Raw genomic sequence first — 13,184 nt, forward strand, 5'->3', positions numbered from 1 at the left:
ACGGTTCAGCAACCGTCGCCGGTCCCGTGTCGTTGTCTGCCGATCCGGTCGCCGCGCCGGCCCTCGCCGCCGCGCGGTGGACAGGCCGTCAGCCGGTGGTCTCCCGCCAGCGGTTGGTGATGGGCAGACGACGGTCGCGGCCGAAGTTCTTCGGGGTGATCTTCGGCCCGGGCGGATACTGCCGGCGCTTGTATTCAGCCACGTCCACCAGCCGGATCACCCGCGTGACCAGGTCGGGATCGTGGCCGGCCGCGATGAGCTCCCGGGAGCCCATGTCCTTCTCGACGTAGTCGTCGAGGAGCCGGTCCAGCACCTCGTACGGCGGCAGCGAGTCGGTGTCACGCTGGTCAGGCCGCAGCTCGGCGCTGGGCTCCTTGGTGATCGAGTTCTCCGGGATAGGCCGCTCGGCCGGCAGCAGGAAGCCCTCGCCGGAGTGGGCGTTGCGCCACTTCGACAGCTCCCACACCATGGTCTTCGGCACGTCCTTGATCGGGGCAAAGCCGCCGGCCGAGTCGCCGTAGAGGGTGGAGTAGCCGGTGGCCAGCTCGCTCTTGTTGCCGGTCGTGAGCACCAGGTGGCCGTGCTCGTTCGACAGGCCCATGAGGATCATGCCGCGTACCCTGGCCTGGAGGTTCTCGGCGGCCAGGCCCGACAGCTCGATCTCCTTCTCGAACGCGCTGACGATGTCGGCGATCGGCACCACCTGCGCCGTGATGCCCTGCCTGCGCACCAGCTCCTCGGCGTCGGCCAGCGAGTGGTCGGAGGAGTAGCGCGAGGGCATGAGCACCACGTTGACCCGCGAGGGGCCGATGGCGTCGGCGGCGATGGTGGCGGTCAGGGCGGAGTCGATGCCGCCCGACAGGCCGAGGATGACCGACTCGAAGCCGTTCTTGGCCACGTAGTCGCGTACCGCGAGGACGAGCGCGGAGTAGACCTCCGCGTGCGGGTCGAGCCGTTCGGCGACGCGGCCGGGCTCGGGCTCGTAAGGCGCGACGGGCTCGGAGGAGAGGATCAGCCGCTCGACCGTGATGGTGGAGCCGTCGCCCGCGTCGTACGGGTAGGACCCGGGCTCGGCGTCGGCCACCGGCAGGCCGTCGAGGTCGACGACCAGCAGCTCCTCCTTGAACTGGCCGGCCCGCGCCACCGGCTCCCCGGCGGCGTCGACCACGATCGAGTCGCCGTCGAAGACGAGCTCGTCCTGCCCGCCGATCTGGTTGACGTAGGCGAGGGCGCACCCCGCCTCGCGGGCCCGCCGCGCGCACAGCTCCAGCCGTACGTCGTCCTTCTCCTTCTCGTACGGCGAGGCGTTCGGCGCCACCAGCAGCCCGGCCCCGGCCTGCCCGACGACGGACACGGGACCTCCCTCCTGCCAGAGGTCCTCGCACACCGCGATCGCGACGTCGACCCCGTGCAGCCGGAAGATCGGCAGCCGATCACCGCGCACGAAGTAGCGGTATTCGTCGAACACCCCGTAGTTGGGCAGGTGATGCTTGGCCGTGCGGGTCACCACCTCCCCTCGGTGGAGGAGGGCGGCGGCGTCGAGCGGGGCGCCCTTGGGCTGCCCGACCCTGGGCGCCAGGCCGGCCCGGTCGACGTAGCCGACGACCACGGGCAATTCGCCCAGGCCCTCCCGCTCCAGGCGGCGGGCCACCTCCTCCAGCGTGTCGATACTGGCGTCCACGAAGGACGTGCGCAGCACGAGGTCCTCGACCGGGTAGCCGGTGAGGAACATCTCGGTGAAGACGACGAGGTGAGCTCCGCGCTCGGCGGCGTCGCGGGTCCACGCGACCAGCCGGTCCGCGTTGGCGCTCAGGTCGCCTACGGTCGGGTTCGTCTGTGCCAGGGCAATGCGCAGTTGTGCCACGCGAACAGCCTAGTATGCCGACTTTTTTATCGTCAAAGCGACGAAAAGGCGCTCATTTCGCCCCCGGTGTGACCAGCCCCGACTCGTACGCCGCCATCACCAGTTGCGCCCGGTCGAACAGCCCGAGATGCTCCAGCAGCCCCTTGACCACCAGGCCCACCTCCTCCTCCGCCAGCGCGAGCGTCTGCCCGATCTGCCGGTCGGTCAGCCCCCTGGCCACGAGTTTGAGCACGTCGAGCCGGTCGTCGGAGAGTCCGGCCAGCGCCGGGGGAGAGGCCGGGTCGGTGCGCCCGGCGAACGCCGCGATCAGCCGCGTGGTGACCGCGGGGTCGATGAGCGCGTCGCCCGCCGCCGCGGCCCTGATCGCGGCCAGGAACTGCTCGGGCGCCGACGTCTTCAGCACGAACCCGCTCACCCCGGCCCGCAGCGCCGCGTACAGGTTCTCGTCGCTGCCGAACGTGGTCATCATCACGACCTTCGGCGGCCGTTCGCCGGCCAGGATCCTGCGCGCCGCGGCCAGGCCGTCGAGGCGCGGCATCTGGATGTCGAGCAGCACCACGTCGGGCCGCTCCGCGCGGGCGGCCGCGATGGCCTCCTCGCCGTCGGCCGCCTCGCCGGCCGGCTCCACCCCGGCCTCGCTCTCCAGCATGGCCCGCAGCCCGGCCCGTACCAGCGCCTGGTCGTCGGCCACGAGCACGCGCAGCACGCCGGGCTCGCGAACGGCCGCCGGGGCCGCCGCCTGGGGCTCGTCCAGGCGCTGCGCCAGCATGTCGGCCTCCAGGCTCTTGAGCCCGGCCGACAGGTCGAGACCCAGCTCGTCCCGCCACACGGCGCGCGCCCTGCGCAGCGCCGCCAGCGCGTCGCCCTGGCGGCCCATCCGGTAGAGCGCCACGGACAGCAGCCGCCAGGCCTCCTCACGCAGCGGGTACGCCGACGCGTGCGCCTCCAGGTCCGCGACCAGCGACGTCGCCCGCCCCAGCGTGAGCCCGGCGCCCGCCCGCCGCTCGACGGCGATCAGCCGCAGCTCCTCCAGCCGGCTCGCCTCGGTCGCGGCCCAGCTCAGCTCCCCGAACTCGGCCAGCGCCGGCCCGCGCCACAGTCCCAGCGCGCTCTCCATGGCGGCCCACACCTGCGCGGGCGTGCCGTCGGTCCGCATCAGCGCCTCGAAGTGCCAGGCGTCCACCTCCTCGGTACGGGCACGTAGGGCGTACCCGGGAGAGGCGGAGACCAGCACGCCGGCCTCCTCGCGGGGCGCGCGGCCGGGTTCGAGCGCGCGGCGCAGGCGGGAGACGTACCCCTGGATCGTGGAGAGCGCCTGCGCCGGCGGGCTGCCCGGCCAGAGCTCGTCGATGAGGGTGTTGACGGGGACGGCGCGGCCACCGGCCACGAGCAGGCGCGCGAGCACCGCCCGCTGCCGCTGGCCGCCGAGGTCGAGGGGGGTTCCGTCGGCCCAGGCCTGGAACGGTCCGAGAGCGGTGAAGGTCAGCATGTCAGGCGTAACTGTAGAGGGGGCGGCGGGTCCGGGTACATGGCGAAATTTCGCCATCGGTCCCGCGCCGCAACCGTGCCCGGGCCCGCCGGGCGCCCGCCGGGCGCCCCCCGGCCGCCGCCGAGCGCCGCCGAGCGCCGGTCCCGGCCCGGCGGGGCGCCGGACGCCGCCCCGCCGGGGTCGGTCAGCGGCGTCTGATGGCCGGGCCGAGCAGGAGCATGCCGATCGCCGAAGCGAAGCCGACCCCGCCGATCGTGAACCACAGCGCCCGCGACCCCAGCTCCAGCAGCGGCGCGCCGAGCAGCGGCGCCAGCATCCCCGCCAGCGACCAGGCGAACCCGAACAGCCCCGCGTACCGCCCCCGCAACTCGGGCGGCGCCAGCCGGGCCACCACGGCGCCGGCGATGCCCGCCGTCATGATCTCGCCGGCCGTCCACACCGCGATCGTCACCACCAGGCCCAGCGTGGTGGTCACGTACGCGGTCATCGCGAACCCGGCCCCCATCACCGCCAGCCCCAGCGCGAGCGTCCTGGCCGGGTCCATGCGCCCGAGCCACCCCGACACCAGCGGCTGCACGATCACGATGAGCACCCCGTTGAGCGCCATGGCCGTGCCGAACTGGCCGGGCGTCAGCTTCACCACGCCGGTCATCGCCACCGGCAGCATGGACATCGTCTGCGCGTAGACCAGCGCGTTGCCCAGCACCACCAGCGTGAACCCGACCATGACCCGGTCGCGCAGCACCACCAGGAACCCGCCCGCCGAGTGGCCGCCCTCGGGCCTGGTCTCGGGCACCGCCCGCCACACCAGCACGGCGAAGACCACGCCCGACAGTGCGTCGATCCAGAACAGCCAGATGAACCCGATCCCGGCCAGCCAGCCGCCGGTCGTCATGCCGACCGAGTAGCCGAGGTTGACGCCCCAGAACAGCAGCCCGTACGCCTTGGGCCGCTCCTCGGGCGGGACCAGGTCGGCGACCAGCGCGTTCGAGGCGGGCCGGTAGGCGTCGATCACCAGGCCGAGCGCGAACATCGAGGCCAGGATCGCCGGCAGCGACGTGCTGTAGCCCAGCGCCAGCATGGCCGCGGACGTGGCCAGCATGCCGCCGGACAGCGTGGCCCGCCGCCCGATCCGGTCGGCGAGCACGCCCGCGACGACCTGCGACAGCAGCGACCCCGCCCCGAACACGCCCATCACCAGGCCCGCCGCGACGACGGACAGGCCGCGGCTCTGCGTCAAATAGACGCCGGTGAACGGCACGACCATGGTGCCCAGCCGGTTCACCAGGGTGCCGCTCCACAGGGCCCAGAACGGACGCGGCAGACCGCCTAATTGCGACCGCAGGAAAGACGGCCGCTCCACAGTTGCTCTCGACACGGAAGCAAGCGTGATATGTCGGCATTCGGCGGGCGAACGATTTAGTGCACACTAAAAGGATGACCGTTACCTGGGTGATGAAGCCGGAGGACGTGGCGCGCATCAGGTTCGCCTTCTCGCCGATGTGGGAGCTCGTGACCAGCCTGCGCACCCTCCAGCAGCCGGCCAGGCAGTCCATCCACCTGCCCTGGCTCAAGGCCGTGCGCTCCAAGGCACGCGCGCTCGACCTGGCGGAGCTGTTCGCGCTCGTGCCGCCGTCCGGATACCTGGCCGACTTCGTCACCCCGCCGCCCGACACGCCGATGCCCGACTTCGCCGCCGAGCTCGACCGGGTCAGGAGGACGGACCCGGCACGGGCCGCGGAGGAGGCCGCGAAGGTGCGCGGCACCGACGCCGCCGTCATCGCGCGGTTCACGGCCGACCCCGAGGCGGGCGTGGCCAGGGTCGCCGACACGCTGCGGACGTACTGGGACGAATGTTTCGCGGAGTTCTGGCCCCGCGTGTACGCCCTGCTCGAACGCGACGTGCTGCGCCGCTCGCGGCAACTGGCGCAGGGCGGGGCGCGCGAGCTGTTCGCCGGGCTCGGCCCGGCCGTGACGTGGACGGGGGAGCGGCTGATCATCGACCGGCCCTGGTGCGAGTCGGGCGAGACGCACGGCGACGGGCTCGTGCTGGTGCCCAGCGCCTTCTACTGGCCGGCCGTGGCGGTGATGACGGCGCCGTACCAGTCGATGCTCGTCTACCCGGTGCACGGCGTCGGCACGCTGTGGGAGCAGGGCCCGCCGCCCGCGCCGGGCGCGCTGGCCGCGCTGATCGGCAAGAGCCGGGCCCAGATCCTGCTCGCACTCGCCGAGCCCGCCACCACCACCGCGCTCGCCGGGCGCATGTCCCTCACGCCGGGCGCGATCAGCCAGCACCTCAGCGTGCTGAGCGGAGGCGGGCTCGCGGTGGGGATGCGGCTCGGCAAGCAGGTCGTCTACCGTCGCACCCCCACCGGTGACGCGCTCGCCGGTCAGGCGTAACGCTTCGACTCCAGCAGCCAGTCGAGGTGGGCGCGCGGCGCCGCCAGGTAGGCGCAGGCCACCTTGCTGACGTCTCTCGCCGCCTTCGGCTCCAGGTCGTCCAGCGGCAGCCGCCTGGCCGCCTCGCTCATGTCCTGGCAGCGCGCCGCGATGCGGTCGAGCACCCACGCCGTCGCCGCCCGCTCGCCCAGCCCGAGCTGGCGCATCGCCAGCACGACGAAGTTGTGCACGTCGCCGTGCTCCTTCGGCCGCGAGGCCACGTCGTTGCACCACGCGGTGACGTCGCTGCAGGCGTTCACCAGCCGCTGCCACGGCTCCGACTCGTGCAGCCAGCCCGGCACCTCCACCCGCAGGCACGGCTCCACCAGGTCGTACAGGTAGGGGCCCACCGTGCCCCTGCGCAGCGCCGGGTACTCCTCCAGCGTCGGCATCCGCCCGGCCGCGCGGTTCTCGGCCTCCGTTCGGCAGGCGTCGTACTGGCGCTGCAGCCCCACCGCGAACCTGGCCCGCCACCGGTCGCTCATCCGCGCGCTCGTCACCCGCCACAGGTCGGCGAAGGCCGCCTCCAGTGGATGGCGCGAGGCGCCCTTGAGCATGCCGTGGAAGACCTCGAGCGGGCCCGAGCGTTCGTCGAGCTCGTCGTCCAGGTGGAACAGCCAGGTCAGCCACTGCGCGAACAGCGCCGCCGCGGCCGCGTCGAACTCGGCGAACGCCCGGCCCGCCATGCGGTGGTAGCCCACGTCGGGGTCGGCGCGCAGGCCGGTCCGCCTGGCCCAGTCGATCACCGCGGCCTCGATCGCGTACACGGCCGGATGCATCCGGCACGGCGCCGCCATGGCGGGCACCCGCTCGGTGAGCGGCAGCAGCGCCTGCGCGGCCGGGCCGCCCCTGCGCGGCAGCGGCAGCATCGACGCCAGGGCGGAGCGCAGGGCGGTGCGCACGGTGGCCAGCACGGTGGTGGTCATCGTGCCCGTCGTGCTGCCAGTAGTGCTGCCCGTGGTGGTGCCAGTAGTGGTGCTCGTCGTACTGATCATCGTCGTGTTCACAGCCGCCTTCACCGGACTTTCCGCCGGACTCGTCCCCGGGCTCTCGCCCTGGCTCTTCGCCGGGTCCTGCTCCCGGTCGTGCTCCCGGCTCTGCTCCGGGCTCTGCGCTCGGCTCTTCACTGGGTGCTTCACAGGGGCCCGTAGAGCCAGTTGCCCGCGGCGTTGGGGTCGTCGCTGCGGTAGTAGTCGGCGGCGGCCAGGACCAGCTCGTCCACGGTGAGCGCGCCCCTGCCCTCCCGGTCGAGCCGGTCGAACGCCTCGTCCACGTCGTCGTAGGCCACGCCGAACGCGCACAGCATCGTCCGGAACTCGGCCGGCCCGATCCGCCCGTCGCCGTCGGCGTCGCACAGCTCGGCCACCGCCAGCGTGGCCGGCTTGAACACCGGGTCGTACCGGTCGCCTGTGACGAACGCCGCCGTCATCCCCCGCAGGAAGTCCGGGCGCGTGATGCCGGAGTCGCCGTCGCGCTCCAGCTCCTCCGACAGGGTGGACCAGATGCCGTCGAAGCTGTCCACGAGGCTCGCCCCGGTGACCGAAGTGGGGGACTCCCCGAAGCCCACCAGGATGCGCGCGCCCAGCCCCAGCAGGTCCTCACGCTCGACGACGCCGTTTCCGGTCGCGTCGATGTGGTCGAACGCCCGATCGAGCTTGTGATTGAGCAGGTCGATAGCCACCAATGCCTCCCCCGAGACTGACTGCGTGATCACAGTAAGTCGGGGCGGGGGGCTTTGTCAGCGAGGCTCGCACCGGCACCCCCCGTAACGTGTGCGAAACACGGGCACGGCATGCTGGTATATAGCCTGTACTGTCAGTTCAAACGAGGGGATGCTGTGGACCGCCAGCAGGAGTTCGTGCTCCGCACGCTCGAGGAACGCGACATCCGGTTCATCCGGCTGTGGTTCACAGACGTGCTCGGCTTCCTCAAGTCCGTGGCCATCGCGCCGGCCGAGCTCGAAGGGGCCTTCGCCGAGGGCATCGGGTTCGACGGCTCCGCGATCGAGGGCTTCGCCCGGGTCTACGAGTCCGACATGCTGGCCAAGCCCGATCCGGCCACGTTCCAGATCCTGCCCTGGCGCAGCGAGACGCCGGGCGCGGCGCGCATCTTCTGCGACATCCTCATGCCCGACGGCTCACCGTCGCACGCCGACCCGCGCTGGGTGCTCAAACGCACCCTCGCCAAGTGCGCCGACATGGGCTTCACCTTCTACACCCACCCCGAGATCGAGTTCTTCCTGCTGAAGAACCGGCCCGAGCCCGGTGAGCGGCCCGAGCCGATCGACTCCGGCGGCTACTTCGACCACACGCCCCACAGCTCCGGCCACGACTTCCGCCGCCAGGCGATCATGATGCTGGAGTCGATGGGCATCTCCGTCGAGTTCAGCCACCACGAGGGCGCGCCCGGCCAGCAGGAGATCGACCTGCGTTACGCCGACGCGCTCACCACGGCCGACAACATCATGACCTTCCGCCTGGTCATGAAGGAGGTCGCGCTGGAGCAGGGCATCTGGGCCTCGTTCATGCCCAAGCCGTTCACCGAGCACCCCGGCTCCGGCATGCACACGCACATGTCGCTGTTCGAGGGCGACAGAAACGCCTTCTACGAGGCCGGCTCCGACTACCGGCTGTCCAAGATCGGGCGTTCCTTCATCGCCGGCCTGCTCAGGCACGCCGCCGAGATCACGGCCATCACCAACCAGTGGGTCAACTCCTACAAGCGGCTCTGGGGCGGCGCCGAGGCCATCGCGGGCCAGGGCGGCGAGGCCCCCTCCTACGTGTGCTGGGGCCACAACAACCGCTCCGCGCTGGTCAGGGTGCCGATGTACAAGCCGCACAAGGGTGGCTCGACCCGCATCGAGTTCCGCTCGCTCGACTCGGCCTGCAACCCCTACCTGGCCTTCGCGCTGATCCTGGCGGCCGGGCTCAAGGGCATCGAGGAGAGCTACGAGCTGCCCGCCGCCGCCGAGGACAACGTCTGGACCCTGACCAGCGCCGAACGCCGGGCGCTCGGCATCCAGCCGCTGCCCGGCTCGCTCAACGACGCGATCGAGGTCATGGAGCGCAGCGAACTCGTGGCCGAGACGCTGGGCGAGCACGTCTTCGACTTCTTCCTGCGCAACAAGCGCAGCGAGTGGCGCGAATACCGCCGCCACGTGACCGAGTTCGAGCTGGGCCGCTACCTGCCGGTGCTCTGAGGTCTGATCGGGGGCCTGACCGAGGGCGCGATCGGGGGCCGCGCGGGCTCGGCCGGGGCCGGCTCGAAGACGATGGCCCGCAGCTGGGCGGCCTGCGCCCGGTCGACGACACGGGCCCCCGACGCGGGCGCCGGGTCGCCGCTTCTGACCCGGGTCATCAGCAGCTCCCAGCTGCGCCGGTGGCGTGCGAACGTGCGCGGCGCCACCACCCGGCCCCGCTCCCGCTGGCCCGCGAGCGCCGCCTCCGGCGGCGCGTCCAGCAGCAGCAGGTGGAAGTCCGCGCCGTGCCTGCGCGCCAGCCAGGCGAAGCCCCGCAGCACGTACGCCCCGCAGCCCCGGTTGTGGGCGACGACCGAGTGACCCGCGAGCAGGGCCCGCCTGATGCGGCCGACATGGGTGACGAACACCACGGCGCGGCGCAGCGGATAGGGGGCCCAGACGAGCCGGCCGTGCCAGTGGTGCTTCGACTGCGCGGAGTCGATCACCGCGACCGCGCCGGCCATGAGGGGGACGCTCTCGGCGCCGTGCAGCCCGTACAGGCGGCGCAGCAGCGTCGTCTTCCCCGCGCCCGGCAGCCCGGTCAGGATGACCAGGGATCCGGGCGGGAACCGCAACCTCGCCCCCGGCACAGACTCACCCCCGCAACTCGCCTTCTCGTCCGCCCAGCCGCGTCAGCATAAGGCGTGTGCGGTTCCAGCCTCCCCGAGGCGGGCCGCGAACGCGCGCGGAAGCCGATATTCGACCGTTCCGTTCCGGTCACGGCCTCCCTGCGCCGGGTGCCGTGGCGATCGGGACGGGAGTATCGGGGGATTGGTCGCGAGACGTGGGAAACCCCGTTAAGGTACTGCCAACGCCTTGATCGGCCTCACTCCCCGAGCACTTCGGAGTGAGGCCGATTTTCGTTGCTTCTGACCCCCGAGTCACATCCCAGCGATGTGGGACGCCTAGCGTCGTGATGCCCGGGTGAGGGAAGTTCCGAGCCCCTTCGAGGCGTTATGGAGCTGTACGGAGCAACCGCCGGACCCCCACGCCTCCGGGAAACCGGGCGTCCAGTAAAATCGGTCTGCTCTTTATGATATTTCCGGACTTTTCGCCGTGTGTGGCGATATAGGAGGGTGTGGCATGACGACGGCTGCCCTGCAGACCGTGTTGACCGTTCCCGAGCGCTACCGTGGTCCCGTGGGTCTCGCCAACGGCGGGTGGATCGCGGGCACCATGGCCGAGGCGCTGAACGGTGGTCGATCAGCCGTCGAGGTCACCCTCCACGCCCCCACGCCGCTGGAGACCGAGCTGCGGCTGGAACACGTGGCCAACACCGTGTCCCTGTCCCACGGCGACAAGCTGCTGGTCGAGGCCATCCCGGTGGCCGAGGACCTGGAGGGGCCGGCGTTCGTGCCGTTCAACGACGCCGCCCGCGCCGAGGCCGGGTTCGCGGGGCTGAAGGCCCACCCGTTCGCCGAGTGCTTCGCCTGCGGTCTGCGCGAGCCGGGCGACGGCCTGCGCATCTTCCCCGGCCCCGTGGAGGGCACGGACCTGGTCGCGGCCGGCTGGGTGGTGCCGCACACGGTGGCGGGCGAGGACGGCGTGCCCGCCTCGATCGTCGGCGCGGTGCTCGACTGCATCTCCGGCTGGGCCCACTTCGGCCCGGGCGAGAGCGCCCTGCTCGGCCGGCTGGTCGTGCAGATCCACCGCACGGTCCTGCCCGGCGGGCGCTACTCGGTGGTCGCCCGCCCGACCGGCCGCGACGGCCGCAAGATGTTCGGCCAGAGCGCCATCTACGAGGCTGACGGCACCCTGGTCGCCGCCGCGCGCGCCACCTGGATCGCTCCACGCTAGCCCGGACTTCCGAAGGCCCCCGACCGAACGTTGGTCCGGGGCCTTCGCCGTTCCGTGAGGGGGTCACTCGGGGGCGGTGAGGTGGTTCACGACGGTCGCGACGCAGCGTTCGTCGAACAGGATCGTGTAGTGGTTGCAGTCCGGCACCAGCTCGTCGCGCAGCCCGGGCAGCCGGGCGGCCCACGGCAGGGCCAGGTCGTCGGGCAGCAGGCCGGTGTCCTGGTCGAGCAGCCCGCGCGGGGCCCGCAGCAGGCGCAGCGGCGAGGTGATCGCCTCCAGCGCGGCGGCGATCCGGTCCGGCTCCAGGCGCAGCCAGCGCCCGTCCTCCAGCACCGCCTCCCCGACCGCGCGCGAGCGCAGGGCTCCGTCCGGCCCGGTCAGGTCGTAGCGTACGTACGCCTCCACGTCGGCGTTCCAGTTCCCGGCGAAGGCCGGATGCGCCTTGAAGAAGTCCACGTACGCCTCCGCCGACGGATACGTCCGCCGCAGCCGCTCCAGCGCCGGGCCCAGCGTGGCCTCCGTGGCCGCGTCGGCGTCCATCCCCTCGGGCAACGGCGGCAGTGGCAGGCCGCCGTCCACCAGCACGATCCGGGCGAAGTCGCGCCGTGCACCGGCCAGCGCCGCCACGTACGCCCCCATGGAGTGCCCGGTCAGCACCGCGTCGGGGCCCGCCTTGACGTGCTCGGCCACCCGCAGCACGTCCTCGGCGTGCCGGTCGAGCCCGTACGGGCCGGGCAGGGAGGCGCTGTGGCCGCGCCCGCGCAGGTCCATCGCGACCAGGGACCAGCCGTCGGGCAGCCGCCGGCCGACCGCGCCCCAGGCCATCAGCGAGGCGGTGATCCCGTGCACGGCGATGATCTTGCGTGGCCCGGTGCCGAAGGTGGCGATCCGCAGGCCGCCGGCCTCATCGAATTCGACGCTCATGGTCGGAGCTTAGGCGCAGCTCAGCTGGGACGAATAGCCGGATAATGGGTGATATGCGGATCACCGTCATCGAACACGAGGCCGAGGCCGGGCTGGGGTACCTGGCCGGCTGGCTGGGACTGGCCTGCGAGGTCGTGCGGCCGTACCTGGGGGAGGAGGTGCCCGAACGGGCGGCGGACGGGCTGATCGTGCTCGGGGGCGCCGCCGCGGCCTGGGAGGACGAGCGCAGCCCCTGGCAGCCGGCCACCCGCGACCTGCTGCGCCGGGCCGTGGACGACGCCACGCCCACGCTCGCCGTCTGCCTGGGCGCGCAACTGCTCACCATGGCCTGCGGCGGCACGGTGGAGCGCGGGGCGCACGGCGTGGAGGTGGGCGCGCGCGAGGTCGTCGCCCTGCCCGCCGCCGCCTCCGACCGGCTGCTGTCGGGCGTCGGCCGGGCCGTGGCGATCCAGTACCACCAGGACGCCATCACCCGGCTGCCCGAAGGCGCGGTGCCGCTGATGACCGGCGACCCGTACCGGAACCAGGCTTATCGGCTCGGCCCTGCGGCCTGGGCGGTGCAGTTCCACCCCGAGGCCACGCCCGAGATCTTCGCCTCGTGGACGGCAGAGCCGCCCCTGGACACGGCCGAGGAGCTGAACGCCGAGGTCAAGGCCGCCGAGGGCGCGCTGGTGTCGACCTGGCGGCCGGTCGCACGAGCCTTCGCCGACGTCGTCAGAACCTCCGCCCGCGCCTGACGCCTCACCGGAGCCCGCTCCCGGCTTCGGTCCGGCGTCCGCGCGGGAGCCAGGCCCCGCGCCCCCGTTCGTGGCCGTTCTTCCGGTGGCGGCCGGCGAGGGCGTGGGCCAGGATGTGCACGCCGGCCATGATCAGCGGGAGCGCCACCACACCGCCGTACCCCGGCCGCATCGGCACCCCTGACGCCCGCAGTCGCCGCCACGCCCACACCGTGTACGGGAGCACGACGACGGGCGCGGTCGCCGCCCCGGGCGTGTAGCCGCGGAACAGTGCCGCCTGAGCCAGGTGCAGCACCCCGTGCGCGCCGAAGCCGGCCAGTGCCGCCTGGAACACCGCACTGCGTCCGCCCGTGCGCGCCCCGAGTGCCGCCGCCCCCGCCATCACCCCACCCATCAGCCCGATGGCCACGTTCACGTGCCGCTGCGAGACCTCCAGCCGTTCCCACGGCACGCCGGGGAGGCGTTCCTCCAGGCGGGGCCGGGCCGTGCGGGTCCAGCGCGCCATCGTGGCCAGTTCCTCGGCGTCGTGCACCGTCCATGCGGCCAGCAGCCCCCACGCGACCGCCGCCGGCACCCGGCCGCCCGCCTCCCGCCCTGCCGCCGGCACCCGGCCGGCTGTTTCCCGCTCCGTCATCGATCCCGCCCTTCGCGAAACGCAACGCAACGTTGCGTTCTCATGCTACGGCCGCGCGGGAG

General features: G+C 72.6%; 12 protein-coding genes. 4 read left to right on the forward strand and 8 right to left on the reverse strand.

From position 1 onward, the window contains the following. Positions 1–88: 88 nt before the first annotated feature. The 3 genes from AB0C28_RS25000 to AB0C28_RS25010 form a co-directional block, all read right to left on the reverse strand. Positions 89–1,864: an NAD+ synthase gene (locus tag AB0C28_RS25000; protein ID WP_357851698.1), complete on the reverse strand. Its 1,776-nt coding sequence runs from the start codon at positions 1,862–1,864 to the stop codon at positions 89–91. A gap of 52 nt (positions 1,865–1,916) precedes the next feature. Beyond that, positions 1,917–3,353: a BTAD domain-containing putative transcriptional regulator gene (locus AB0C28_RS25005; RefSeq protein ID WP_358077821.1), complete on the reverse strand. Its 1,437-nt coding sequence runs from the start codon at positions 3,351–3,353 to the stop codon at positions 1,917–1,919. A gap of 184 nt (positions 3,354–3,537) precedes the next feature. Next, positions 3,538–4,731 (reverse strand): MFS transporter, encoded by a 1,194-nt coding sequence (locus tag AB0C28_RS25010; RefSeq protein WP_357851704.1) that lies wholly within the window; start codon positions 4,729–4,731, stop codon positions 3,538–3,540. A gap of 59 nt (positions 4,732–4,790) precedes the next feature. Between AB0C28_RS25010 and AB0C28_RS25015 the strand changes: the two genes are divergently transcribed. Beyond that, positions 4,791–5,753 carry a DUF5937 family protein gene (locus tag AB0C28_RS25015; RefSeq protein ID WP_358077824.1) on the forward strand — a complete coding sequence of 321 codons (963 nt, stop codon included), beginning with the start codon at positions 4,791–4,793 and terminating at the stop codon, positions 5,751–5,753. Here AB0C28_RS25015 and AB0C28_RS25020 read toward each other — a convergent pair. Both AB0C28_RS25020 and AB0C28_RS25025 read right to left on the reverse strand, forming a co-directional pair. Beyond that, positions 5,744–6,919, reverse strand: coding sequence for a terpene synthase family protein (locus tag AB0C28_RS25020; RefSeq protein WP_358077827.1), 1,176 nt, complete (start codon positions 6,917–6,919; stop codon positions 5,744–5,746). The two genes, AB0C28_RS25015 and AB0C28_RS25020, sit on opposite strands and share 10 nt — an antisense overlap. Positions 6,920–6,927: 8 nt before the next feature. Continuing rightward, complete coding sequence (locus tag AB0C28_RS25025) at positions 6,928–7,473, reverse strand: hypothetical protein (RefSeq protein WP_358077830.1); 546 nt, start codon at positions 7,471–7,473, stop codon at positions 6,928–6,930. Between the two features lie 156 nt (positions 7,474–7,629). Between AB0C28_RS25025 and AB0C28_RS25030 the strand changes: the two genes are divergently transcribed. Continuing rightward, complete coding sequence (locus AB0C28_RS25030; protein ID WP_357851714.1) at positions 7,630–8,991, forward strand: glutamine synthetase family protein; 1,362 nt, start codon at positions 7,630–7,632, stop codon at positions 8,989–8,991. Here the strand turns inward: AB0C28_RS25030 and AB0C28_RS25035 are convergent. Further along, positions 8,973–9,620: an AAA family ATPase gene (locus AB0C28_RS25035; RefSeq protein ID WP_358077833.1), complete on the reverse strand. Its 648-nt coding sequence runs from the start codon at positions 9,618–9,620 to the stop codon at positions 8,973–8,975. The genes AB0C28_RS25030 and AB0C28_RS25035 overlap by 19 nt on opposite strands. Positions 9,621–10,113: 493 nt before the next feature. Here AB0C28_RS25035 and AB0C28_RS25040 point away from each other — a divergent pair, with 493 nt between their 5' ends. Beyond that, positions 10,114–10,827 carry a hypothetical protein gene (locus AB0C28_RS25040; RefSeq protein WP_357851719.1) on the forward strand — a complete coding sequence of 238 codons (714 nt, stop codon included), beginning with the start codon at positions 10,114–10,116 and terminating at the stop codon, positions 10,825–10,827. A 63-nt stretch (positions 10,828–10,890) separates the two neighbouring features. Here the strand turns inward: AB0C28_RS25040 and AB0C28_RS25045 are convergent, their stop codons facing one another. Next, positions 10,891–11,751, reverse strand: coding sequence for an alpha/beta hydrolase (locus AB0C28_RS25045; protein WP_357851722.1), 861 nt, complete (start codon positions 11,749–11,751; stop codon positions 10,891–10,893). A 53-nt stretch (positions 11,752–11,804) separates the two neighbouring features. Here AB0C28_RS25045 and AB0C28_RS25050 point away from each other — a divergent pair, with 53 nt between their 5' ends. Continuing rightward, positions 11,805–12,488 carry a type 1 glutamine amidotransferase gene (locus tag AB0C28_RS25050; protein ID WP_357851725.1) on the forward strand — a complete coding sequence of 228 codons (684 nt, stop codon included), beginning with the start codon at positions 11,805–11,807 and terminating at the stop codon, positions 12,486–12,488. 4 nt (positions 12,489–12,492) lie between these two features. Here the strand turns inward: AB0C28_RS25050 and AB0C28_RS25055 are convergent, their stop codons facing one another. Further along, positions 12,493–13,122: an HXXEE domain-containing protein gene (locus tag AB0C28_RS25055; RefSeq protein WP_358077836.1), complete on the reverse strand. Its 630-nt coding sequence runs from the start codon at positions 13,120–13,122 to the stop codon at positions 12,493–12,495. Positions 13,123–13,184: the final 62 nt, after the last annotated feature.

Source organism: Nonomuraea sp. NPDC048892, assembly GCF_040649735.1.
Taxonomy (GTDB): domain Bacteria; phylum Actinomycetota; class Actinomycetes; order Streptosporangiales; family Streptosporangiaceae; genus Nonomuraea; species Nonomuraea maheshkhaliensis.

Bases quoted from the DNA above. Each gene is read 5' to 3' on its own strand.
- AB0C28_RS25005 (WP_358077821.1), bottom strand. From the start codon at position 3,353: ATGCTGACCTTCACCGCTCTCGGACCGTTCCAGGCCTGGGCCGACGGA.
- AB0C28_RS25015 (WP_358077824.1), top strand. From the start codon at position 4,791: ATGACCGTTACCTGGGTGATGAAGCCGGAGGACGTGGCGCGCATCAGG.
- AB0C28_RS25040 (WP_357851719.1), top strand. From the start codon at position 10,114: ATGACGACGGCTGCCCTGCAGACCGTGTTGACCGTTCCCGAGCGCTAC.
- AB0C28_RS25045 (WP_357851722.1), bottom strand. From the start codon at position 11,751: ATGAGCGTCGAATTCGATGAGGCCGGCGGCCTGCGGATCGCCACCTTC.
- AB0C28_RS25050 (WP_357851725.1), top strand. From the start codon at position 11,805: ATGCGGATCACCGTCATCGAACACGAGGCCGAGGCCGGGCTGGGGTAC.
- AB0C28_RS25055 (WP_358077836.1), bottom strand. From the start codon at position 13,122: ATGACGGAGCGGGAAACAGCCGGCCGGGTGCCGGCGGCAGGGCGGGAG.